The organism is Cylindrospermopsis raciborskii Cr2010 (assembly GCF_003367075.2).
Lineage (GTDB): Bacteria > Cyanobacteriota > Cyanobacteriia > Cyanobacteriales > Nostocaceae > Raphidiopsis > Raphidiopsis raciborskii.
The window spans coordinates 2805329-2829729 of record NZ_CP065936.1; the positions used below are offsets into that span (position 1 = coordinate 2805329).

General features: G+C 40.0%; 24 protein-coding genes. 12 read left to right on the top strand and 12 right to left on the bottom strand.

What is annotated here, in order from left to right:
* Positions 1-21 precede the first annotated feature (21 nt).
* Together C6N34_RS12785 and C6N34_RS12790 are read left to right on the top strand one after the other, a co-directional pair.
* A complete protein-coding gene (locus tag C6N34_RS12785) occupies positions 22-342 on the top strand; it encodes an MgPME-cyclase complex family protein (protein WP_057178401.1) in 321 nt (106 codons plus the stop codon).
* A 47-nt stretch (positions 343-389) separates the two neighbouring features.
* The gene (locus C6N34_RS12790; protein WP_057178400.1) at positions 390-1067 is read left to right on the top strand and encodes a hypothetical protein; all 678 of its coding nucleotides are present in this window, start codon (positions 390-392) and stop codon (positions 1065-1067) included.
* A 41-nt stretch (positions 1068-1108) separates the two neighbouring features.
* Here the strand turns inward: C6N34_RS12790 and C6N34_RS12795 are convergent, their stop codons facing one another.
* The 3 genes from C6N34_RS12795 to folD form a co-directional block, all read right to left on the bottom strand.
* Entirely contained in the window at positions 1109-1579 is a 471-nt protein-coding gene (locus tag C6N34_RS12795; RefSeq protein ID WP_057178399.1) for a divergent PAP2 family protein, read from the bottom strand.
* A gap of 79 nt (positions 1580-1658) precedes the next feature.
* Positions 1659-2588, bottom strand: coding sequence for a geranylgeranyl diphosphate synthase CrtE (crtE, locus tag C6N34_RS12800; protein WP_115538688.1), 930 nt, complete (start codon positions 2586-2588; stop codon positions 1659-1661).
* A gap of 53 nt (positions 2589-2641) precedes the next feature.
* Positions 2642-3523, bottom strand: coding sequence for a bifunctional methylenetetrahydrofolate dehydrogenase/methenyltetrahydrofolate cyclohydrolase FolD (gene folD, locus C6N34_RS12805; protein ID WP_057178397.1), 882 nt, complete (start codon positions 3521-3523; stop codon positions 2642-2644).
* A 143-nt stretch (positions 3524-3666) separates the two neighbouring features.
* Here folD and C6N34_RS12810 point away from each other — a divergent pair, with 143 nt between their 5' ends.
* The 4 genes from C6N34_RS12810 to mutS all read left to right on the top strand — a co-directional run bounded on the left by C6N34_RS12810 (position 3667) and on the right by mutS (position 8297).
* Entirely contained in the window at positions 3667-4077 is a 411-nt protein-coding gene (locus tag C6N34_RS12810; protein ID WP_181407001.1) for a hypothetical protein, read from the top strand.
* 7 nt (positions 4078-4084) lie between these two features.
* On the top strand, positions 4085-4513 hold the full coding sequence (locus tag C6N34_RS12815) for an NUDIX hydrolase (protein ID WP_006278700.1): 429 nt from the start codon (positions 4085-4087) through the stop codon (positions 4511-4513).
* 22 nt (positions 4514-4535) lie between these two features.
* Positions 4536-5618: an AI-2E family transporter gene (locus C6N34_RS12820; RefSeq protein WP_057178396.1), complete on the top strand. Its 1083-nt coding sequence runs from the start codon at positions 4536-4538 to the stop codon at positions 5616-5618.
* Between the two features lie 114 nt (positions 5619-5732).
* Complete coding sequence (gene mutS / locus C6N34_RS12825) at positions 5733-8297, top strand: DNA mismatch repair protein MutS (protein ID WP_040010073.1); 2565 nt, start codon at positions 5733-5735, stop codon at positions 8295-8297.
* Between the two features lie 7 nt (positions 8298-8304).
* On the opposite strand, the gene C6N34_RS12830 is transcribed toward mutS, so the two are convergent.
* Both C6N34_RS12830 and C6N34_RS12835 read right to left on the bottom strand, forming a co-directional pair.
* A complete protein-coding gene (locus C6N34_RS12830; RefSeq protein WP_115538690.1) occupies positions 8305-10623 on the bottom strand; it encodes a putative PEP-binding protein in 2319 nt (772 codons plus the stop codon).
* Positions 10624-10791: 168 nt separating this feature from the next.
* Positions 10792-11217 carry a helix-turn-helix domain-containing protein gene (locus C6N34_RS12835; protein ID WP_057178394.1) on the bottom strand — a complete coding sequence of 142 codons (426 nt, stop codon included), beginning with the start codon at positions 11215-11217 and terminating at the stop codon, positions 10792-10794.
* 108 nt (positions 11218-11325) lie between these two features.
* Here C6N34_RS12835 and menH point away from each other — a divergent pair, with 108 nt between their 5' ends.
* The gene (gene menH, locus C6N34_RS12840) at positions 11326-12159 is read left to right on the top strand and encodes a 2-succinyl-6-hydroxy-2,4-cyclohexadiene-1-carboxylate synthase (RefSeq protein WP_082604687.1); all 834 of its coding nucleotides are present in this window, start codon (positions 11326-11328) and stop codon (positions 12157-12159) included.
* A gap of 14 nt (positions 12160-12173) precedes the next feature.
* Here menH and polA read toward each other — a convergent pair whose 3' ends face one another.
* Positions 12174-15140 carry a DNA polymerase I gene (gene polA / locus C6N34_RS12845; protein WP_115538691.1) on the bottom strand — a complete coding sequence of 989 codons (2967 nt, stop codon included), beginning with the start codon at positions 15138-15140 and terminating at the stop codon, positions 12174-12176.
* Between the two features lie 51 nt (positions 15141-15191).
* On the opposite strand from polA, the gene C6N34_RS12850 reads away from it, so the two are divergent.
* Positions 15192-16070: a Cof-type HAD-IIB family hydrolase gene (locus C6N34_RS12850; RefSeq protein WP_006278707.1), complete on the top strand. Its 879-nt coding sequence runs from the start codon at positions 15192-15194 to the stop codon at positions 16068-16070.
* A gap of 3 nt (positions 16071-16073) precedes the next feature.
* Here the strand turns inward: C6N34_RS12850 and C6N34_RS12855 are convergent, their stop codons facing one another.
* Positions 16074-16868, bottom strand: coding sequence for a hypothetical protein (locus C6N34_RS12855; RefSeq protein WP_057178392.1), 795 nt, complete (start codon positions 16866-16868; stop codon positions 16074-16076).
* Between the two features lie 419 nt (positions 16869-17287).
* Here C6N34_RS12855 and C6N34_RS12860 point away from each other — a divergent pair, with 419 nt between their 5' ends.
* The gene (locus C6N34_RS12860; RefSeq protein ID WP_006278709.1) at positions 17288-18007 is read left to right on the top strand and encodes a Crp/Fnr family transcriptional regulator; all 720 of its coding nucleotides are present in this window, start codon (positions 17288-17290) and stop codon (positions 18005-18007) included.
* 150 nt (positions 18008-18157) lie between these two features.
* Here the strand turns inward: C6N34_RS12860 and C6N34_RS12865 are convergent, their stop codons facing one another.
* The 3 genes from C6N34_RS12865 to psbO all read right to left on the bottom strand — a co-directional run bounded on the left by C6N34_RS12865 (position 18158) and on the right by psbO (position 20046).
* Complete coding sequence (locus tag C6N34_RS12865; protein ID WP_115538692.1) at positions 18158-18415, bottom strand: hypothetical protein; 258 nt, start codon at positions 18413-18415, stop codon at positions 18158-18160.
* A gap of 48 nt (positions 18416-18463) precedes the next feature.
* Positions 18464-19120, bottom strand: coding sequence for a hypothetical protein (locus C6N34_RS12870; RefSeq protein ID WP_115538693.1), 657 nt, complete (start codon positions 19118-19120; stop codon positions 18464-18466).
* A gap of 95 nt (positions 19121-19215) precedes the next feature.
* Positions 19216-20046, bottom strand: coding sequence for a photosystem II manganese-stabilizing polypeptide (gene psbO / locus C6N34_RS12875; protein WP_115538694.1), 831 nt, complete (start codon positions 20044-20046; stop codon positions 19216-19218).
* Between the two features lie 314 nt (positions 20047-20360).
* Here psbO and C6N34_RS12880 point away from each other — a divergent pair, with 314 nt between their 5' ends.
* The 3 genes from C6N34_RS12880 to ftsZ all read left to right on the top strand — a co-directional run bounded on the left by C6N34_RS12880 (position 20361) and on the right by ftsZ (position 23135).
* On the top strand, positions 20361-20741 hold the full coding sequence (locus tag C6N34_RS12880; RefSeq protein ID WP_006278713.1) for a hypothetical protein: 381 nt from the start codon (positions 20361-20363) through the stop codon (positions 20739-20741).
* A 58-nt stretch (positions 20742-20799) separates the two neighbouring features.
* Positions 20800-21678 (top strand): cell division protein FtsQ/DivIB, encoded by an 879-nt coding sequence (locus C6N34_RS12885; RefSeq protein ID WP_115538695.1) that lies wholly within the window; start codon positions 20800-20802, stop codon positions 21676-21678.
* 158 nt (positions 21679-21836) lie between these two features.
* On the top strand, positions 21837-23135 hold the full coding sequence (ftsZ, locus tag C6N34_RS12890; protein ID WP_006278715.1) for a cell division protein FtsZ: 1299 nt from the start codon (positions 21837-21839) through the stop codon (positions 23133-23135).
* Here the strand turns inward: ftsZ and gshB are convergent.
* Together gshB and grxC are read right to left on the bottom strand one after the other, a co-directional pair.
* On the bottom strand, positions 23097-24074 hold the full coding sequence (gene gshB / locus C6N34_RS12895) for a glutathione synthase (protein WP_057178386.1): 978 nt from the start codon (positions 24072-24074) through the stop codon (positions 23097-23099). The genes ftsZ and gshB overlap by 39 nt on opposite strands.
* Positions 24075-24076: 2 nt before the next feature.
* Complete coding sequence (gene grxC / locus C6N34_RS12900) at positions 24077-24346, bottom strand: glutaredoxin 3 (RefSeq protein WP_115538696.1); 270 nt, start codon at positions 24344-24346, stop codon at positions 24077-24079.
* Positions 24347-24401 lie beyond the last annotated feature (55 nt).

A 24401-nucleotide genomic window follows, 5' to 3' on the forward strand; every position in this document is an offset into this window, starting at 1 on the left:
AATAAACAGATCAGAGCAAAAATGGGAAAGTATCATTACGTGTTAGCTAGTCAAAAGTTTCTCCTCGAGGAGGAACCACTAGAAGAAGTTTTAAGGGAACGCATCCGTAATTACCACGAGCGGGAAAAAGAAATAGACTTCTGGCTAGTAAAAAATCCTGCTTTTTTGGAAGCGCCCGAAATGTCGGATATTAAGAAAAAATGTCCCCAACTACCAGTAGCTATTATTTCTACCGATTCTCAATTTATTACCTGGTTAAAATTACGCTTAGAACATGTTATAGTGGGGGAATTTACTACTCCTTTGGGAACTGACCCCCTAGCTTCTTTGACTAATGTGTAAAAGGTGAACATATAACCTAAGAATAATTACTTTGGTGCAATTTTACTATGCAAATACGTTTACCCAAAACTAAGCTAAAACTGAACCTACCAAATAATTTATCACTTGCCCTTGTTTCTTTAGGTGCATTTCTAGTTCCGACAGTTATCTATCCTAATTACGTTCTGTCTCAACCTACCCTTGCTGCTTGCCAACCGCCCAATGCGGAGGAGTATTTGTTACTGTTTCTGACCCCGACAGCTAATAATCAAGAACAGTTGCGTACTGTTTTGCCATCGGAACTAAAATCTGTAACTTGTAAATACTTAGACCAGGTAGTAACAAGAGTAGGTGGTTTTAAGAAAGTTGAAGATGCTAATCGCTGGGCGAAATATGTCAGTAACGTTATAGGTTTGGCCTCCATTATTACCCAAGTTACCCAACCGATGGGATCGGAACCGCCGAAACCCAATTACAGTTATAATCCAACCGTATTAGGAGATGGATTTGCAGTCTTGGTAGATTATTTCCGACGCCCGGAATTGGCCAACAATATACAAAAGATAGTCGGGGGTAACGTGGGGTTAGTTTCCTACGGAGAACGTCCCTACTTATTGGCCGTATATACTACTAATCAAACAGAAGCCTACAGAACATTACAAAAGCTGAATGAAAATGGTCTATTTGCCATTTTAGCTGATGGTAAAAAAGTAATGTTACTCCGGTCAGTAGTAACATTAAAATGAGTGTGAGGGCCTGCTCAAATGATAACTGCAGGCCCAAAGGTTTAAGAAGGAGCCTTAGTTAACCAATAACTTGCCAAGCAGGAAATAGTGGCTCCTAGAATCGAGCCAGCTACGACTTGAAGGGGCGTGTGTCCGAGAAGTTCTTTAAGACGGTCTTGAAAGAATTCCGGTTTTTCATGGAAGAGCTGATCAACCATTTGATTGAGGATGCGGGCCTGCTTACCTGCTGCTTGGCGAACCCCTGTAGCATCGTACATAACAATAATAGCTACAACCGCAGCCAAGGCAAAATCTGGAGATGACCAACCTATAGTTTGTCCTACACCAGCTGCTAAAGCTGTAACTAGAGCTGAATGGGCGCTAGGCATACCTCCAGTGGTAACCAAAACACGGAGATCTAATTTACGATGTTTGATAACTTCAAAAATGAGTTTTAATCCTTGTGAAATAAAACAAGCCACAAGTGCGACCAGTAGCACTCGGTTGTAGAAAATATCGCCGATGTCCTGCATGGTATTTTGGTGGGGTGATGGAATTAAGAGCAGCTTGACTGTAGGTGGACAATTTCAAATCCAAAATCTCAATTGCCACCTAGTGATTGCGATTAATAATAAAATGAGCTATTTCCTGTAGAGGGACTGCCTTATCCCCATAAAAATCCAATTGGGCACAAGCTTCTTCCACAAGTTCTTGGGCCTTCAACCTTGACTCTTCAATTCCCCACAAACTAGGATAGGTGACTTTTGCACTTTCAATATCCTTACCAGCGGTTTTGCCGAGTTGTTCCTTGGTAGCAGTGATATCCAGAATATCATCTATAATTTGGAATGCCAGACCAATATTTTGAGAGTAACGTGTCAATTTTTGTATGTCTTGTGGAGAAGCACCAGCGATAATTCCCCCACAGACCACGGATGCTTCTAATAGTGCTGCTGTTTTGTGGTTATGGATAAAATTGAGGGTTTCCAGTGAAATATTTGACTGACCTTCCGATGCTAAATCTACCACCTGACCACCGACCAACCCAGGAGCCCCAGAAGCACTACCCATTCTGGCAATTACCCGTAAAGTCCTCTCAGGTGGTACGGTTTGAGGTGTTTGGGTGGCTACAAGTTCAAAGGACAAAGCCAACAGACCATCACCAGCTAAAATGGCTACGTCTTCCCCATAGACCTTGTGATTTGTCAACTTACCCCGTCGATAATCATCATTATCCATAGCTGGCAAATCATCATGAATTAGGGACATGGTATGAATCATTTCCATAGCACAAGCGGTTGGCATAGCCATTTCTATAGTGCCACCAATCATTTCACAAGTGGCAAGACACAGAATGGGACGTACACGCTTACCTCCAGCTAGGAGGGAATAGCGCATGGCTTCATAGATTGTTTCTGGATACACTAGCGGAATGGATTTATCCAGAGCTGCATCACAAAGCTGCTGTCGTTCTCCAAGATAGGCATAGAGGTTAAACCGGGCTGGCTGTGATGTTTTTTGAATGTTATCCGTTGCTACCATGCTGGGAGTCCTAAAAGTTTGAGTTGATGGTGATAAACAATAATCAATACTAATTACTGCTGATTAGCTACTTGTAAATAGCTACAAACAGTATTTTGCAGCAACATGGCAACTGTCATGGGGCCAATACCACCAGGAACAGGGGTAATATATTTTGCCACCTGAGCAGTGGAGACAAAGTCAATGTCACCAACTAGGCGACTTTTACCATTGCCATCAGTAATGCGGTTTATTCCCACATCTATCACAACTGCGCCCGGTTTTATCATTTCTGCTGTGATTAATCCGGGAATACCAGCTGCTGCTACCAGAATATCAGCGTTTTGGGTAATAGTTGTTAAGTTTTGGCTGCGAGAATGGGCAATAGTAACTGTAGCATCAGCTTCCAATAACATTAATGCCATGGGCTTACCCACTAAAATACTACGTCCTATTACCACTGCTTGTTTTCCTGCTAGGGGAATTTTATATTCTGCCAACAGTTTCATTACTCCAGCAGGGGTACAACTGCGCATTCCCATTTCTCCCCGGACTAAATGCCCTAAATTAATTGGATGCAGTCCATCAGCGTCTTTGCTAGGCAGAATTCTATGTAGTAGAGCAATAGAGTCTAAATGCTGGGGTAAGGGTAACTGGATTAAAATGCCATCTACCCGCTGATCATCATTGAGTTCCTCTATGATTTGTTCTAGTTCATTTTGGCTAGTTTCCGTGGGAAAATGTCTACCGAAAGTAGCAATTCCCACCTGATGGCAGGCTTTTTCTTTGTTAGCTACATAGGTGGCTGAGGCGGGGTTATTTCCCACCATCAACACTGCTAAACCGGGGGGGCGGCCTATTTTAGGTTGTATTTCTGTGATGGTTTTAGCCAGTTCTTTTTGAACTTTTGCGGCTAGTGTCTTACCATCAAGGATTTTTGCAGTTTTTGTTTCCATTTTTATTCATCTTTTCCCTATCTTAGTGAGAAAATAGGCGTTTATCTCCTAATTAGATTTGTAAAAACTTCTGGGTTTTTAGTAACGAAACATAGATAATATAAATCAAAATGGGCAAAATGGGCAAAATGGGAAAAAGCTTTATGCCACAATTCTCTCCTCTGACTAACTCTAGACTACTTACTAATTTGAGCAATCTCGGTTTTATTTACCAAGTATTAACCTGGGCTTTACTTTTAATGATTGGTAGTTGTGCCAGAGGTAACTTAATAAATTTCCATACTCTGGGAACTAATATTACGCCTATTGCTAAGATTAAACCTATGGGTCAGCCAGAAACTACAGTTTATATCCAAGGAAAGATTGAAAAACATGCTCCCTTGATTGGCCAGCACGCATATCAAATTGCTGACTCTACTGGTAGAATCTGGGTTGTGATAAATCAAAATAAGTTACAATTGGGGCAGGAGGTGGTAATAGGAGGTAAAATAAAGCACAAAAGTATTAAGTTGAATGAGCAAGAGTACGGAGAAGTATATTTAGAAGAGGAATAAGATCATTATGATTAATCATCAAATACCAGAGGTTTCTATAGTTATTCTCTACCAAAATGACCAGTACCTCATGCAATTAAGAGATAATATTCCCCATATTGCCGCCCCCGGTTGTTGGGGATTATTTGGTGGGCATTTAGAACTGGGTGAAACCCCAGAAGTAGCACTAGTGCGGGAAATCAAGGAGGAAATAGATTATCAATTAGCAACCTTTGCAAAATTCGGCATTTATCCTGATGACAACGTGACTCGTCATGTTTTTCATGCACCATTACTAACAGAGTTATCACAACTCACCTTGTATGAAGGTTGGGACATGGGCTTATTAACAGATCAAGATATTATGGCGGGTAGTTGCTATTCTCACAAAGCTGGTCAGATAAGATATTTAGCACACATTCACCAGAAAATCATGCTGGATTTCATTTATAGCTAATTGGGGATTGGTATGTACTTTTATGGAAATGACAAATAAATTACCTCGTTGGTTAACCTTTGCCTTGGCTTTCCCCATAATTATTCTGAATGGATGGTTGCTCATTCAGGTCATAAAATATTTTCAACCGTTAGTTAGTGTTGTTGTTCTAGCTATTCTACTATCTTTTGTTTTAAATTATCCAATCAAATTTTTTCATAACCTGGGGATTCCCAGAATATTAGCTATTGTGGGTGTTTTACTTCTTACAGTAGTGATGTTGGGAGCCATAGGCGTGATTTTACTACCTTTGATTTTTCAGCAACTGAATGAGTTAATCAATATTCTTCCCGCTTGGATAAGTTCTGGAACTCAACAATTACAAGCATTTTTGGATTGGGCAGCTACCCAACAGGACTTACCTGTTAATATTATTGGTATAGCCACACAATTGTTGGAGAAAATTTCTAATCAAATCCAATCTTTTACCGGTAAAATCCTAACTTTTGCATTTGATACAATTGGGTTTTTGTTAAACTTAATCCTGACTATTGTTTTAACCATTTACCTCGTATTAAACGGGGAGAAATTGTGGGATGGTCTATATGGATGGTTACCCACCTATTTAGGGGTGAAAGCCAGAGCTTTACTAAAAGAAGATTTTCAAAATTACTTCATTGGACAAGCCACCTTGGGAGCGGTTTTGGGAGTGACCGTAACTCTAACATTTATAGCTCTGAAAATTCCCCTAGCCTTATTATTTGGAATTACCATTGGCTTTTTCTCCCTCTTTCCATTTGGCACAGGTATTGGCATTGGGATTGTAAGTTTATTGATAGCTTTAGAAAACTTTTGGCAAGCGGTAGAAGTGGCATTAATAGCAGTAACAATTGACCAAATTAATTCTAATATTGTTGCCCCTAGACTATTGGGAAGTTTGACGGGTTTAAATCCTGTTTGGGTAGTAATTTCTTTATTGGTTGGAGCTAAATTGGGTGGAGTTCTGGGACTGTTAATAGCTATTCCTATTGCCAGTTTTATCAAGGATTTTGCTGATATTTGGCGAGAGGGACAACTACAGACTGATTCTATGCAGGGAAAAATCACCACGCCTACCCCACCCTAACCTTCGGGTCCAAGCTATGAGTTAAAAAACATTAATAAGAAACATTAAATAATCATCAAATTCCCCTACCTAAAGCTATAATGGCAAACAGTGCTAAAAAACTCTGCATCTCCTATGACCACACCAGAAATTCAACCACCCACCATCCCTATTAATGATATCCACCTGGTAGGAGACCGTAGTAAGCTGAGTAAAATGTATCAGCACTACGTAGAAATGAAAGATAAATATCCTCACGCGCTGCTAATGTACCGTGTGGGCGACTTTTTTGAGACTTTCTTCCAAGACGCAATAACCGTATCCAGAGAATTAGAACTAGTTTTAACCAGTAAACATGGTGGTGATGTCGGTCGGATAGCTATGACAGGTGTGCCTCATCATGCTTGGGAGCGTTATGCTACTCAATTGGTGGAAAAGGGTTATGCTGTAGTAATATGTGATCAAGTGGAGGAAGCATCCCAAGCAATAGGTTTGGTAAAACGGGAAGTTACCCGTATACTCACACCAGGAACTGTATTAGAAGAGGGTATGCTTAAAGCTAGTCGCAATAACTATTTAGCAGCTGTGGTAATTGCTGCAAATCATTGGGGTCTAGCATACGCTGATATCTCAACAGGAGAATTTTTGACGACCCAGAGCAGTGAGTTGGAGAATCTCACCCAAGAGCTGATGAGATTACAACCTGCAGAAGTGCTCTTTCCCACCAATGCGCCAGATCTGGGAACTCTACTTAGACCAGGAGAAACTTCACCTTCCCTTCCTCAATGTTTACCACCAACATTTTGTTATAGTTTGCGCTCTCAATTGCCCTTTTCCCAGGGGGAAGCTAGGAGTAAATTATTACAAAAATTTAAATTACGCTCCCTAGAAGGTATTGGTTGTGAGCATCTCCCCCTAGCAGTTCGCGCTGCAGGTGGACTGTTGGAATATATTGAGGACACCCAAAAGCAAAATTCTGTACCTCTCCAGCTATTACGTAGTTATACTCTCAATGACTATCTAATTTTAGACCACCAAACCCGCCGAAATTTGGAAATTTCCCAAACGGTACGCGATGGAACATTTCATGGCTCTCTCTTGTGGGCCCTAAACCATACTACCACCCCTATGGGAGGACGAGCTTTAAGAAGATGGTTGTTACAACCTCTCATTGATATTAAGGGGATTAGGTCACGACAAGATACTATTGAGGAGTTGGTGGAAAACACCCCCCTGCGTCAAGATTTACGGAAATTATTACGGCAAATTTATGATTTGGAACGATTAACGGGCCGCGCAGGTTCTGGAACCGCTAATGCACGAGACTTACTGGCATTGGCTGATTCTTTTTCTCGGTTACCCGAGTTGTCACAACTGGTAGCAGATGCGCGATCGCCATTTCTCAAGGTTTTACAAAAAGTTCCACCGATAGTGGAAGAGCTGGGGAAGAAGATACATGCTTATCTGGTGGAAGCACCGCCAACCCAGTTAAAGGAGGGTGGTTTAATTCGTTCAGGAGTTGATCGTATATTAGATGAGAGGAAAGCTACGGTAGAAGCAGATCAACATTGGATAGCAAACTTAGAAGTTGATGAAAGAGCAAGAACGGGAATTCCCACTTTAAAGGTGGGATTCAATAAGACTTTTGGTTATTATATTAGCATTTCCCGTTCTAAGTCTGACCAAGTTCCTGACAATTACATTCGTAAACAAACACTAACCAATGAAGAACGTTATATTACGCCCGAATTAAAAGAAAGGGAGGCTAGAATATTAACAGCTAGAGATGATTTAAATCAGTTAGAATATGAAGTATTCGCTAACCTACGGGATGAGGTTGGTTCCCATGCAGAAACAATTCGGGATATTTCGCGTGCGGTAGCTGCTGCTGACGTATTATGTGGTTTAGCAGAATTGGCAGTACATCAGGGTTATTGTCGTCCCCAGATGTTACAGGGAAGGGAGTTAGAAATTATTGATGGTCGTCATCCCGTAGTTGAAAAGTCCTTACCTGCAGGATTTTTCGTTCCCAACTCCACTGGACTAGGTGGTGGAACAACTCAGGATTCCCAAGAGCTGTCCTATCCTGACCTAGTCATCTTAACTGGTCCTAATGCTAGTGGCAAAAGTTGTTACCTACGTCAGTTAGGTTTAATTCAGTTAATGGCCCAGATTGGTAGTTTTGTACCCGCTAAATCTGCTCGGTTGGGAATTTGCGATCGCATTTTTACTCGTGTGGGGGCGGTAGATGATCTTTCCACGGGTCAGTCCACATTCATGGTAGAAATGAATGAAACCGCTAACATACTAAATCATGCCACTGCTAATTCTTTAGTGTTATTAGATGAAATTGGTAGGGGAACAGCAACATTTGACGGTTTATCGATTGCATGGGCAGTAGCGGAATACTTAGCAGCAGAGATTAAAGCTAGAACTGTTTTTGCCACCCACTATCATGAATTAAATGAGTTAGCGAGTATTCTTGCTAATGTAGCCAACTATCAAGTAACCGTCAAAGAATTACCAGACCAAATTATCTTTTTGCATCAAGTGCAACCTGGTGGTGCGGATAAGTCTTATGGGATAGAAGCGGGGAGACTAGCGGGTTTACCAGCAGTAGTGATTGAAAGGGCCAAACAAGTAATGGGACAAATTGAAAAACACAGCAAAATTGCCCTAGGATTAAGATTGGGTAACTAGAAACCATTTAACTTTCTAATTGTTTTCTAGCTGCTGCGAGAATCAGTCTTTGTTCAGCACTAGCAATTGTGTGATAAGTTCTTTCCACTGCTTCTGGTTCTACAGAAATAGAATCTATACCCCATTGTATTAGCTGATCAATAATTTCTGGATATAAAACGGGAGCTTGACCACAAATAGAACAGGAAATACCACCAGCTTGAGCCATTTTAATTAACTGAGAAATAGTCCCCATAACAGCAGGATGACGTTGATTAAGTAGGGGGGATAGGTCTCCTGTTTCCCGGTCCACACCTAAAATTAATTGGGTTAAATCATTAGTACCAATGGAAATACCACGCACACCAGACTTAATATATTCCGGTAATAAAAATAAAACGCTAGGAACTTCCGCCATGATCCACAATTGAAACTGGGGATTTTCAGTTAATCCAAACTCTACAACTTTGCGCTGGCAAAATATAAACTCCTCTACTGTTCTTACAAAAGGAAGCATTAAATAAATATTACTGTAGCCATCTTTTTGTAACCTAGCTAGGGCTTTTAATTCTAGTTCAAAGACTCCAGGATTTTTTAAATAACTAGCAGTGCCATGTTCCCCTAAAATGGAAGCAGGTGGATTTTCCCTACCATGATAGGAAGATAAATCTTGATGATACCAATCTAAAGAACGATAAAAAATTGGTCGTGGTGTAAAAGCTTGGACAAACTCCTGAATTTGCTTTGATAACCTGTCTAATAATTCTGTTTCTCTACCATTGGCAATCCAATTGTAGGGATTTTCTCCATGTAGAATATTTAGTAACATTAGTTCAGAGCGTAATAGTCCCACCCCGTCCACTGGCAAATTTCGTACTTTTTCAATCAAATTTGGCTGACTAAGATTCACCAGCAATTTAGTGCCAATCATCGGTAATATTCGATGGTTACTAAACCCATCATGAACATCACTTTTCTCATGGGAAAAATCAGGATCTTCATGGTCACGCTGAGGGATTTTTTCACCATCTCTCAAACTATCTTCTGAACCTGAACTATAATACACCTCCCCCCGATCACCATCCAGCAATATTCTCTCTCCAGTTTGAATTATATTGGTCGCATTCCTAGCGTTGACTATAGCAGGAATCCCCAATTCCCTAGACAAAATTGCCCCATGACTGGTTAACCCACCTTTTTCAGTAATAATACCCATAACATTATGTAAGATAGGAAACCATTCAGTTGTAATTGTTGGGGCGACTAAAATGACATCTTTAGGAATTTGCGAAGGTTTGGGCTGGATGTTACCTATTACGTAAGCACTGGCATTTATTTTTCCTTTAGCTGCACCAATCCCTTTAAGCAATAGATGGGGCGTTACGGATCTAGGAACATTAACTTGAGTTATGTACAGTTTTGGGGAATTGGCAGTAATAGTCCATTTAATAGTTAATTTTCTACCCAATTCCCTAACTAATTGATTGCCTAAAGTAATAATTTCCTCTAAAAATTCATCTGGTAGCGCATACTGCTTCTGCTGTTCTTGGCTTACTGTATAAGAAAATAAACAGTTGTCATTGGTAGTTGCTTTAGATTCATCTACAGAATATGCTAGAACCTTATTTCCCAAATGCTTTTCTTCAATCCCACCCGTGTTATGGTTAATGTAATAAACGTCTGGCAAAACCTCTCCCTTGGTAATAGCCATTCCTAATCCGTAAGTAGCTTCTACTTCTAATCCAGAAGTATGAAATTTTGTTGACCCCGATGCGATCGCATTTTCTACCGGTTGTACTAATACTGCCAAATTAATATGTTGTAAACTAACACCTACACTGTGCCAATACAGAATGCTTCGCGCCCCAAATATTTGTCTCCAGGTCTGCTTTAATCCATTTGCAATAGACTGTTCGTCAACGGCACAAAATATTGGTTTAAACAAACCAGAAATATTACCTACAAGATAATTAGCCGATGATATGCTCAAACTAGGACGTAGGATTAAACAATTATCTGTTAGATCTCTACCAGCTTGATAAATTTGGCTAATCCAAGAACTGGGCAGACTAGCACCAATCACTTCTTGTCGTAAACGACTAGCTACTTGTTGAAGTTGTCGCCAATTATTGACATCCAAATGTAAGGAGGAGTTGGGTAAATCCGCAACTAGGGATTCAGAACTGGTGAGATTTACCACAAATTCGCGCCACAGACTTGCGGAAAGCACGAAACCAGGAACAACCGGATAGCCCTTTTGGAAAATTTTGCTCAGGTAAAACGCCTTATCTCCAACCAAGGGACAGTCTTCTGGATTGATTTTTTCTAGCCAGTAGAGGTTTTCCACTCAAACAATCACATATAAGCTGAGTCTGTACTCTCAACACATTTACCCAAAGTGTTTATTTTTGGGCAAAGGTAAACATTTACTATTTTGGAGTGGACTGTGCAAAATGTCAATTTTTTTGGGAATTTTGTTTTCCGTTCTAGGTTTACCTGGGGAAAACTCCAAGAATTATCCATTTTGAAGTTTCTTTAAATATTCCCATCCTCTTTGAGGATAAACATTTCTATTTAATATTTTACTCATCCATTGAGACACTTTAGCGCCATTCCATGCACCCCCATCTTCAGGTTCAGACTGTAAAACTTGCTGTAAATACTGAAGTTGCTCATCGTTCAATAATGGCTTTGTCCCTCGGTTGTTTCTGCGTAGGTCTCCCAGAATCTCTGGACCGTAACGGTTATAACTACGAACTAACTCATAAATCCAGGAAACACCATATCCAGTAACAGTGGACACTTCTAGAGTTGTTTTCCCCAGTGCTAACAACCAGATGATTTGATAATGACCGCGTTCAATGCTATCCTGTGACTGTCGATAACGGTTTTCTAAGTCTCCAGTACTTAAATGAGGTTCTATTACAACACGTTTTGGCATATTCCCACCTGATAAAGATAATAAGCGTATATTGTGTCCAATGAGTCCACCGTTTTTTATAGGTAGCATGAACCTATCAGGAAGTTATAAGGAAGTTATAAGGAATTTGTGAATAAAAAATATAGCTTTTTTGGTTCAAGAATCTTATTGCACTATTGTTTAGATTTAAATAGTGATAGGCAAGTAGTTATGTTTTTGCATGGTTTCATGGGTAATATTTACGAATTTGACAATGTCATAAAATTACTAAATAACAATTTTTCCTATTTAACTGTGGATTTACCAGGACATGGGAAGACTGAGGTGTTAGGGGGTAGTGATTATTATGGAATGGAAAATACCGCTCAGGCTATTATTAATCTTCTGGATGAACTAAAGATAGAAAAATGCTTTTTAGTAGGTTATTCTATGGGAGGAAGAATAGCATTATATCTCACCATAAATTTCCCGGAGAGATTTATGAAAGTTGTGCTAGAATCTTCTTCACCTGGCTTATCAACTGATTTCCAGAGGATAATGAGAATAAAAAGCGATGCTGGAATTATCCGGAAGTTAACCAGAATTAGCACCAGAAATGAGTTCGGTGTTTTTTTAAATAATTGGTATAGTCAGCCGATTTTCGGTCAGATAAAAAATCATCCAGCATATCCAAAAATGATAGAAACCAGATTAGCAAATAGTCCCTTGAAAATAGCTAAATCCTTACAATTTATGGGTACTGGATATCAACCTTCACTATGGCACAAACTAGAATATAATCAAATTCCCCTACTTTTATTAGTAGGTGAATATGATCAGAAATTTATTGATATTAATACTGTTATATACAATTTAATTCCGGGGAGTAAATTGGTGATAATTAACCGATCTGCACACAATACGCACTTAGAAAATCCCTTAATGTTTGTGGAATACATCATGGAATTTTTTAGAGTTTTTTAAACCTTAGAGAACTTTTACTTTGTTTCCATCCAGTTTTCACCCACATGTACATCCACTACTAGGGGAACGCTTAATTTCATAGCATTCTCCATAACTGACTTAATTTGTAATTGTAGCTCATCCCACTCACTGGGGGGAACTTCAAAAACTAACTCATCGTGTACCTGTAACAGTAGTTTTGTTTGATAAGGCCTTAATACCTGATGTAACCTGACCATAGCAATCTTAATAATATCCGCACTAGAACCTTGAATTGGTGCATTAGCAGCAGAGCGTAATAGTCCTGCATCATAGGGACCTAAATTCTTTAACTTGTTTAGTTCTATTTCTTGTAAATCTTTACCTTTGAACTCCCGTAGGGTTTTATTAGTGAAATCAAAATAACGTCTTCTTCCTAGAATTGTTTCCACATAACCTTGAGAAATAGCCTGTTTCTTAATGGTTTCTAAGTATGTAAAAACTAATGGGTACCTTTGATTAAATTTCTGAATAAATTCATTTGCTATATTCTTGTCTACACCTGTGGAGCGAGAGAATTTTAATACACCCATTCCATAAATCACACCAAAATTAATAGTTTTAGCAAAGCGCCTTTCTTCTGATGTGACATCCTCTTTATCAAAAAGTAGTTTTGCGGTGAGAGTATGAATATCCTGATTGTTGCTATAGGCTTGAATTAACATTGGTTCTTGACTTAAATGTGCCAATATTCTCAATTCAATTTGGGAGTAATCAGCAGCAACCATTAGCCAACCAGATTCAGGTAAAAAGGCTTTTCTAATTTGTCTACTAAAAGCCGTACGAATGGGAATATTTTGCAAATTAGGATTGGAAGAAGATAATCGACCAGTTGCAGTTGCGGTTTGGTTAAAGCTGGTGTGAATTCGTTGAGTTTTGTGATTTACTAATTCTGGTAAAGCATCCACATAGGTTGATTTTAATTTAGCCAATGTTCGATATTCAATAATCGCGTCTACGAAACCAGTTTCATCAACCTCTTGTAGTTTTTCTAGAGTTGCTGCATCTGTAGAATAACCTGTGGAGATTTTGCGAGAGTATTTGGTACTTAAACCGAGCTTTTCAAATAGAATATAGCTAAGTTGTTTTGGAGATCCTAGGTTAAATTTTTCTCCGGCAATTTTTGTTGCTTTAATTTCTAAGGTAGCTAAATCTGATTCTATATATTGGGACAATTGTTGTAGATAAGCAGAATTTATTATTACTCCCCTATGTTCCATTTCCGCTAAGACTACTTCTAGTGGTTGCTCCACATCTACCAACAACTTAAATAAGGCAGGAATTTTATTTAATTCCTCTCTTAATTTACCTACCAGTTGCCAGGTTGCATAAACCTGTTTGCCACAATAATTGGCAACTGTATGGATACTAATATCAGCAATAGTTTTTTGTGGTTCTTTTTTACCTGACTTTTGCACAATATGATCATATTCTGTCAACTGCAATCCTAAATATCTTAATGCTAGGTCAGTTAAGTTGTGGGTGTGATCGGGATTTAGTAAGTAACTAGCCAACATGGGATCAAATATCACACCATCCAAGGTAACTCCTTGGTATTTAAAAATCAATCTATCAAATTTAGCATTTTGAAATGTTTTAGGATAGTCCCTACTGGCTAAAATTTTATCCAGGGTTGATAATACCGTATTTAGTTGAAGATTCTTCTCTAGGTTAGTTGTTATGTTATGTCCCAAGGGGATATAGGCCACATCATTTTCTCCCATCCCCCAACAACAACCTATTCCCACTAAATTTGCATTTCTTGGATCTAAATCTGTGGTTTCTGTGTCCCAGGCGACGGGATTTTGTGGATCTTTATGCTGTTCTAGTATATTAACTAATTCTCCCAATTTTTCTTCTGTATCTATAATACGGACTTTAATCTCCGAACTACCTTGTTTTAATGTTTGTGATTTTTGTGCATTTACCGTATCTGCTGCACTGAAAAACCATAAATCATCATCTGGTGCTAAGTTATCAGTGTTAGATTTATTAGTCTCCCCGGTCAAGGAAGCTGACTGGGAGTGGCTAAATTTTTTCTCTATTTCTTGAATCCTGTCTAGAAATTTCTTGAATTCTAGTTTCTCTAGAATGGGAATTATCTTAGCAGTATCAAAACCTTTTAAATCACAGTCTTGTATTTTGATTGTTATAGGTACGTCGGTAACTATCTTGGCTAAATATTGGGAATGGAGGGCATTTTCTTGACCTGCAATTAGTTTTTGCTGATTTGTACCGGTGATTTTATTGATATTGGCATAAATTTCCGTCAGGGATTTATAGGTATTTAATAATTTAACCGCCGTTTTTTCTCCAATTCCCTTAACTCCAGGAATGTTATCAGATGTATCACCACAAAGAGCTTTGAAATCTACAACTTGAGTAGGTAAAACCCCTAATTTTTCCTTAACGTCTAGGGTGTGAAATTCTTTGATTCCGTTGGCAGAACTTTTTAATGCTTCCGGGGTAAAGTTTAAAACTGTAATCCCTTTATTTTCATCAATCAGCTGAAATAAATCCCTGTCTCCTGATAGGATTTTCACTCGATAGCCACTACAGACTGCTGTTTCGGCTAAGGTACCTAATATATCATCTGCTTCGTAACCTGGCTGTGTGATAATTTGTATATTTAATGCTTTTAATAAATCATATAAGTTAAATAAGTCGGGAATGAAATCTTCCGGTGTATCTGCCCTATTTGCTTTGTAGTTACTATCTGCTTCATGGCGAAAGGTGGGCACAGCTAAATCAAATGCTATTGCTATGGCTTGTGGCTGTTCCTTTGCTATTACATCTAATAAGCATTGAATGAAGCCAAAGCAAACATTGGTAGGAATACCTGATTTTGTGCGTAATCCACCTGCTCTACTTTTGGCAAAGGCAAAATAGGAGCGGAAAGCGAGGGAGTGTCCATCTACCAGAATGATGGTAGGATAACTTTGGTCTACAGAATCTAAAATCACTGAGTTGGCCTATGGTTGATAATTTGGTGTTGAGATTGAGAACAATCAATAATGGAAGTATGTTTTATTATGGTATCTATCAACAATCAACCGGTAATTAGTGGGGCGATTAAGCTCCTGGTATTGGACATAGACGGTACAATTGCTGGACATGACAATCAAATTAGTGAAACTGTTAAAATGGCTATTGCCAAAGTTCAAAGTCAGGGAATTCAGGTAGCTATAGCTACTGGAAGGATGTATTGCTCGGCTTTGCGATTTCATCAGGATATTGGGTCTAGCTTACCACTAATGGCTTATCAAGGAGCTTGGATTCAAAATCCTCACACGGGTGAGTTACATCGTCACCTAGCTGTTTCTAAGAGCATTGCTGATCAGTTGTTAGATTACTTTGAACGGCCAGATTTACGCCCTTTGCTTTCTGTTCATTTTTACGTTGGTGATCAACTTTACGTGCGGGAGATGACAACCGAAACCACAATGTATGTGGAGCGTTCTGGAGTTACTCCTTTAGCTATTGGCGATTTACGTCAATTGTTAACTGATGGGGGTTCAGGACCCACTAAGGTTTTGGCTTTATCCCATGATGTGGATTTGATTCAGGAACTTTTGGGTAAGTTACGTCTCCAATATACTCCCGCAGAACTTTATATGACAACTTCTGTTTCCACTTTTTTGGAGGTAACTAACCCTTTTGTTAATAAAGGTACTGCTGTGAGATATTTGGCGGAGGAACTACTTGGATTAACCAGTGATAATGTGATGACTATTGGTGATAATTTCAATGACCTGGAAATGCTGGAATATGCTGGCATTGGTGTGGCCATGGGTGATGCACCTCAACCAGTACAGGCGATCGCCAATTGGGTTACTTCTAGTGTGGAAGAGGATGGGGTAGCAATTGCCATAGAAAAGTTTTTGCTCAAATAGTTACTACAGCTGAGAAATAGCAGTGACATTCAACTTAACCTCCAAAATATACTTTATAACTACCTGAGTCAAAATCAGCATTCCTATTCTCGCTTTAGCTAGTTCCAGATCATGAATTTTTACATATCCCCAAATAGGACAGTTAGACCAAAATTTCTCAAACGCGGAACTTAATTTTTCAGCGACTGCTAACCAATTAATAGAACGCTGAATATGGGGGAATGCCAAATCATCCACAGTTCTCACCAACAGGTGAATGAGATGAATTTCATCTGGTTGATAAAAACGGAGTTTTTGGCAGTGGTCTAACCAAGGTATGAAACTGACTGATAATAACGGTTGACCCTCAGTGTCATTTTCGACAATTTTTATCCAGCCTTCACGTTTTGCTAAATTAATGAGCGAAACACATCTGGCGTAAGCATGTTGAACAGCAAAAATACTCAACGAATTATAGACAGAACAAGCATGGCTTTGAATTTGGGAATTCACCCCCCAGTCTAGAATAGGTTGCCAATTATGATCTTTAATTGTGAGTCTATGTAGCCAAGATGCTATAGTCAAGTCAGTTGGTTGTATATGAATGGAACCAGTTGTGGGGACCTGAACGTCAAAAATATCGGTGTTGCTGGCGGAAAAATGGCTTGCAATCAAATTAACCAGATCAAGCTTATGATCAGTTAGTTTACCAGGTGCTAAAAAATTAGTCCCAGGGAAGACCTGCAAAGCTACATCAGCAATATATAATATTTTTTTACCATTTGTATCTTGGTATAGAGGTAATTTTCCTCGTTCCATCCATAGAATTTTCTCATTCTTAGTATAAACACTTAGAAAATTCACCAAATGGATATATACTAAATGTTTAACTGAGGTATACTTCTGAAATAGTAGCGAGTGTTGCACGTAGTCAAACAGAAAACTCTTAGGGTTATCCCAATTTTATCCTGTTCGATCTGTCTTAAGATAGAAATTTACTCTAAGTGGAGGAAAATGAGGGTAGGATAAAATTTCATGAGTAATCCATGAATAATCGGTAAACTTCACTACTCTCATGGCTAAGAAGTATAACAAAATAGTAGATAGCAACATATACCCGCTGTCTACATTTTGGATGGCTGACACCACAGGGTGTTAGGCCCACCCTGTTAACACCAAGACACTCCTTGCGCCTTTTAATTTAATCTTTGTCTTGAGTTGAACGCTATTTGTGACCTATGCAATCTCAATCATCTTTTTCCGAAGCATCACGCCCATTTTTAACCTGGCAACGAATTCTTGACTGGGCACAAGAACACTACCGCTGTCGCACCTTCAGTAAAGACGAACGCATTCCCGCTAGACCTGGTTTGCTATATTTAGTTCAAAGAGGTGCCATCCGCATGGTGGGAACAGCACAAGTAAGTGCTACTGCTAGTCAACTAACATCCAGACGTATCAACAGAACTCCTGAGGAAGCATTTTTGGGTTTTGTAGGAGCAGGACAACCATTTGAAATAGTTGCCCAGTCCCCATTTACACTCCAAGCTTATGCCCACGTTGACCAAACTGCGGTTCTGTGGATGTACTGGCATGATTTAGATAACTGGCCTCACTTCCGCCGTGAAGTTATGGATGCTTTTAGATACCAACATCAACGCAAGTTGTTATGGTTAAGTGCTTTAGGTCAACGCCGCACCATCGATCGACTCCTCGGATTTCTTACCCTGTTGATTGAGGAATACGGAGAACCAGCAATGAGTGAGACTGATCCTGATGTCATTCGTGGCTATTGTTTACCTTTCCCCCTTACCCATGCCCAAATTGGTAGTGCGATCGGTTCTACCCGGGTCACTGTCACCCGCTTGATGGGTAAGTTACGTCAACGTGGACTAATTCTTACCCAGGGTGATAATTTGATTTGCTTACCAGCAGAATCAATTAACAGAGTTAGTTAAAAGCGCCATCAACACTAAATGCGAAATCCACAGTTCCCTCTGTGAAAATTGTCATCTATAGCAAGCAGGTATGAGTGAAATATAACACCTTTACATGTTTTTATTTCTATACCTGCCCTAACGCATTTAGTGATACCCTGGCTGGAAAATTCAAGGGTTGTGACAACGCTTTTGGTAGTATCCTAGGATCTGCTGAATTCGTTGAGAATTACTATCAGCTTGCCAGGAAATACACAGAGACTTGATTTGACTTTGGTGATAATCAAATTCTGGGGATGTTTGAGTGACTAACTCCACGTGGACACCCTTTACCTGGCATAAATGGGCAGCTATTTCTTTATATACAGCCAAGGGTAAACAGGGGAATTCAATTTCAATTTTGGTTTCGGTTTGTGTTATAGTCAGCATTGTTTCCATATTTTTTGATATATATACGTTATAAACGGAGTTAGAAGCTTAACAAAGTTCACTCCCATTATCTTGTGCACTGATAACTTTCCTGACTTCTACCCCAAACTGTTCTAAAACGACTACTGGGTTGTTGCACAGATTAACTTCTATCCGCTTAACTAAAACACCATTAGCCAATCTTTCCCCAGCTTGTACGTAACGACTGTTTAAATCGTCGGGTAGTTTAATAATTGCCTGGGCTTGTTGATTGACTAGAATTACACCACTTACTAAAATGGAATGTGCCAGTTTAGTACCTGGTAGTTTTGGTAGTGAAGGTTTTATAGGCTTTTTATCCGTAATTTCTAGTTCAGCTTGGGGAATTACCAGTGGTTTTTTGGAACTACTAGTATTGTTAGTATTGTTGCTCTTTACCACAGAGGGTAATGGGGAGACTTTTTTAGGGATTGGCTGCGGAACCTGGATAATTTGGGCAAAAGGGTCACGTCTAGTTTTTACCAAGGATGGGACAGACCTGTTTTGGGTGGTTGATGGAATCCCCTGATTTTTTACCGGACTAACCTTAATTTTAGCAGGAACGACAGGATCGGTAAACTGGACAATGGCGGGGGGTTTTTGGCCTTCTCCTCGGGAATTGTTTCCTAAACCGCACCCGCTCATAGCCAAAGTTGAAATAGCTAAGGCTATAATTTTCGCGCTCATTGAGGTTTGATAAGGTTGTAATTAGTTGGGTAAGGGACAAGCCCCGGTTTAGAACTTCTAAATCCAGGGCTTGGATCTGCTTTTTTGGTCAAGTCTTAACTGTTTGTTGATACGCGACCATAGAATAAACCGCGAATCTTCACTTCCTTGGGCTCACCAGCACCCAAATCCGTATCAGAGGGTTGCTCACTCTCGAAAGTGCCAGCTATTTCACCAGTAGAATTGTCCACTCTAGATACTTGTAAAGAAATCTTGCCTTGGAGAATTTCTGTGCGCTTCACATTAGTACGAGTTAAATCATCAGCATCGGATTGAGCTGGTAAAGCCACAGCATTGTCATAGCCACTTACCACCCCACGACCTTTAGGATCAAGGAAAGCAGCTCCACGATAGGAAGGAACCTTAAACTTACCTTCAAAGTCAGTGGAAGTATTGATGTTAGTCGAGTTAGGTTGTGTTTGTGCAACTAAATCTTTAATAGTAAATAGGAAAGGTACTAGTTCGCCACCAGGTAGTTTCACGGTAATAGCTTGGAAGTCAAAACCATCTTTTTCCACAAAAGTCAAACTATTATCTGGATTTATTTTTAGGTCCCCTTGCACTTGGTCAATGGTGGATGTGTATCTAGTCAACAATCTACCAGGTACAAATTCCGCTTCTTGTCGTTTATTAGCTGGTTCTTCTTTGACAAAGTAACTAGTAGGTTCTAAGCAAAGCTCACTAATGGTATAAGACTGGTTACTTTCTAAATTAATAGAGCCACGACTAACCTCTGATAACTGAGGACACTTGTTAGCTAAACCAGTTCCTCTAATTTCTTCATAAGTTAGTAGATCCTTGCTGCTGGATGAGGGAGCATCACTGCAAGCGGTGATCAGACCCAAGCATAAAGCTAAGAAGGCAATTATTAAAGCACGATATCTCATGGTCAACCTCAATGTCGTTAATATCTAAGTTGTAAAACTGCTCTACATTCAAACTACCATTGAGGGGAGCATCAATCAATTGACCAATTAACGATGATAATTAATCAAGTAAGGTTAAACCGGGAGTGTTAGCCCAATCTCTGGGCTAAAAGCGGTTTATCGGCGTTTTAAATAGGCAGTTTATATGGTGATGTTATCCTGGAGTAAGGTTCTGTTATTCCAGCTCCTGCAAATTTTCGAGGAGCGAGCATAGCAAAAAGTGCCTCAAATGTCAAGCCGTCCACAAGGACGGGGTCTAAAACCCGTAATTTCCGATGAAGAAAGACCAAAATCTGCCGTTGGAAGATTCATCCAGCAGTTTACAAGCAATTAATAATGCAGTTAGGGAAGCAGTTACAGCTTGTCAAGGTGAGACAAAAAACTTACTAAATTTATTAAGAGAATTAGAGTATTTACATAAAGAAATTCGTGATGGAGTTTTTCAGGATAGTCTACCGGAAAATCGTCAAGAACTATATAGCCTTCTGAAAGATATTGAATCTACTGGTGGATGGCCCTATATTGAGCGTATGCGATTGCAATGGTTTTTAGTAAACTTAGCTACTAAAACAAATGGCTGTGATGCGGAAATAGAAATTTCCCATCCTCAACCTCGTACTGATGATACTCAAAGCAATAAAAGCAATATAGAATAGTAAGCCAATCATGGTTGTGTCTGATACCAAGAATTGCAAAAACTAGAAAGGGGTTGTAATGACAGACATGTTATCGGTTTCTCGTCGGGATTTGCTCAAACGGAGACAAAAATTGCGTCGCCATAGACAGATGAAAATTCTCACAGGTGTTTGGCGAATTCTAGCCACTAGTAGCATTGCAGGGGGAATGTTTTGGATAATATTGGGACCTGTTTGGGTGATCACAACTCCCGGACAAATTTTGATGAGGTCGGGGAATCAACTACTACCCCAGAAAACAGTCCAAAGACTGCTGCAATTTTCTTATCCCCAGTCCCTATGGCGAATTAAACCTGCTGCAATTGCCCAATCCCTGGAAAGACAACCAATTATTGCCCAGGCAATAGTTAACCGTCGTTTGTTTCCACCTGGGTTAAATATTGAGATTCAAGAAAGAGTACCGGTAGCAATGATTCAACTTTCGTTAAAAGCTAATGCAACAAATTGTGTCTCCAATTCTCAGGTCTCTTCAAAAAAAGTCACCTCACCCGCAATTCCGTGTTCCCAAAGTCCCAAAGGTGATGATATAAATTTAATAGATGCCAGTGGAAACTTGATCCCCTGGGAAAAATATACCGCCTTCAATCCCCAGGGTAAATTACCTGCTTTGAAAGTATTAGGTTCACCAGAACAATATCGCCCTTACTGGGTTCCGGTGTATCAAGCCATCCAAGACAATTCTTTAAACGTAATGGAAATTGATTTTCGAGATCCGACAAATGTAATTTTCAAAACGGAATTAGGTACTGTACATTTGGGGATTCCCGTGGTGCAATTAGATCAGAAAATACAGAGGCTCAGGGAAATGGGTAATTTAAAAGCAAAATTTAAATCCGGGGAAATAGTGTATATTGATCTCCAAAGTCCTGATTACCCATTAGTACAATTGCATCAATAACCACTAATTTTTCTCAGGGTTGCACATTCGGTATTAGACTGTTTGTGGAATAATTTGTGTCCATAGATGATAATAGTTTTCACAGACTATAGTTAACTCTATGTTTGATTTTCGGATTAAGAACAGCATAAAAAATCGTCCATGTAATTTTGTAAACTATGACACTTGATAATAACCAAGAGCTTACTTATAAAAACTCCCAATCTTTTGGACAACCGGGGTTATCCTTATCAGTTAATTCTAGTAATCCTTTTGGCGGTTCTGGGCTAAACTTAGGACAGGGTAGCGATAATACAAAGATGTTGGAAGCTAAACGGATTGGGGAAATTGTTCCTGGAAGGGTCGCCAATATTAAGGTAATTGGTGTTGGTGGTGGCGGAGGTAATGCAGTGAACCGGATGATTGAGTCTGATGTGACCGGGGTGGAGTTTTGGTCCATTAATACTGATGCTCAGGCTCTAACCTGGGCTAATGCATCAAGTCGTCTGCAAATCGGGCAAAAATTAACTAGGGGTCTAGGTGCTGGGGGTAATCCCTCCATTGGTCAAAAAGCAGCGGAGGAGTCCCGTGATGAAATTGCTACCGCTTTGGAGGGGGCAGATTTGGTATTTATTACTGCTGGTATGGGGGGTGGTACAGGTACGGGTGCTGCTCCCATAGTGGCGGAAGTAGCTAAGGAAATGGGTGCCCTGACAGTGGGGGTGGTTACCAGACCATTCGTCTTTGAGGGACGACGACGGACTAGTCAAGCAGAACAGGGTATTGAAGGATTGAAAAGTCGAGTAGATACTTTAATTATTATCCCTAATAATAAACTTTTGGAGGTAATACCTGAACAAACTCCCGTACAGGAGGCGTTCCGCTACGCTGATGATGTATTGCGTCAGGGGGTGCAGGGTATTTCTGATATTATCACAATCCCAGGTTTAGTCAATGTTGATTTCGCTGATGTGCGGGCAGTTATGGCTGATGCTGGATCTGCTTTGATGGGAATTGGTGTGAGTTCTGGAAAATCCAGGGCCCGGGAAGCAGCAATTGCAGCTATTTCATCACCTTTGCTAGAATCCTCCATTGAGGGTGCGAGGGGGGTAGTGTTTAATATTACCGGTGGCAGCGATCTCACACTTCATGAGGTGAATGCAGCTGCGGAAACTATTTATGAAGTAGTTGATCCCAATGCTAATATTATTTTTGGGGCGGTAATTGATGATAGACTACAAGGAGAGGTAAGAATTACTGTGATTGCCACTGGCTTTACCGGGGAAGCTCCCGTGCCCACCCCCCAGACTACTATTAGTTCTAGAGGGTCTGGTACACCAGCTAAAAAACCAGCACCTCAACCTCCGGTTAATCAACCACCACAACCAACTAACCTAACTCCCCCGCCCTCCAACAAGCTTCCCGACATACCCGACTTTTTACAAAGGAGACGTCCTAATCCCCGCAATAATGAGTGACAACACTTCCCTAGATACATGGGTGCCATTGAGACGGTCTATTTCCCTGATTCCTGTGGGACTGGTAACATTGACTTCCGTCAAATAGCCACCAATGATGTCAATGCCAACAAAAATTAACCCATGCTGACGCAGTTTATGGGCTAATAGTTGACAAATTTCTTCCTCTCTGGTGGTGATTTCTGTTTTTGCTACTGTGCCACCCGCAGCCATGTTATTGCGAAAATCATTGCCACTAGCTAGACGATTGAGCGCCCCCATAGGTTGACCATTAATTAAAATGATTCGCTTGTCCCCATTTTTCGCCTCTGGCAAATAGGTTTGCACCATGACTGGTAATCGCCCCCGCATGGTGCTAATCTCAACTATGGAATTAAAATTGCGATCGCCTGCCTGTACAATTAGTATTCCTTCCCCGGCCTTATTACCTAAGGGCTTAATAACTGTTGTGCCTTTTTTTTCCACAAAGTCCCGAATTACATCTTTATCTGCACTAACAATAGTTTCAGGAATTGCTTCTTTGAATTGTAGTGCATACATTTTTTCATTAGCAGATCTGATACCACTAGGAGAGTTAACCACCAGAGTTTTGCCAGGATCAATGTAGTCTAAAATATAAGTAGCATAGAGGTAGGAATCATTAACTGGGGGATCTGTCCTCATAAATACAGCGTGCATAGATTCCAAGGGAGCAAAAACAGCCTGACCCAAATTATACCAAGGATTTGCTGCTACCCAACGTCCCTGCACCAATTCGACTGGAGTTATTTCTATAGGTTGAAGTAGGGCCCAGGCTTGACCGTGGATAACATTCAGTAGGTTAACCTGAGTTATCCAGACCTCATGTCCTAGGATTTGTGCTGCTTCCATCAAGGCCACACTGGTATCATGACAGGGGTCTAGCTGATGGATAGGATCAATAATAAAAGCTAATTTCACTGCTAGTCCTCAGAATTTTGCAGTAGTGGATCCAGACCCCCTCTACGGTCTAGGGCGTGAATATCATCACAACCACCAATGTGGACGTCATTAATAAAAATTTGGGGTACAGAGCGTTTTCCATTTGCCCGCATAGCCATTTTCCCCCTTGCTTCCTCATTCCCATCAATTTTGTATTCGGTAAATTGCACCCCTTTAGATGTAAGCAAGCCTTTGGCAAGTATACAAAATGGACAAGCACTCCAAGTATAAATTTCTACTTTTGCAGTCATAACCTTCCTAGATACTCCCTAATTCTAGATAATTTCCCAACTTAACCTTATGAAA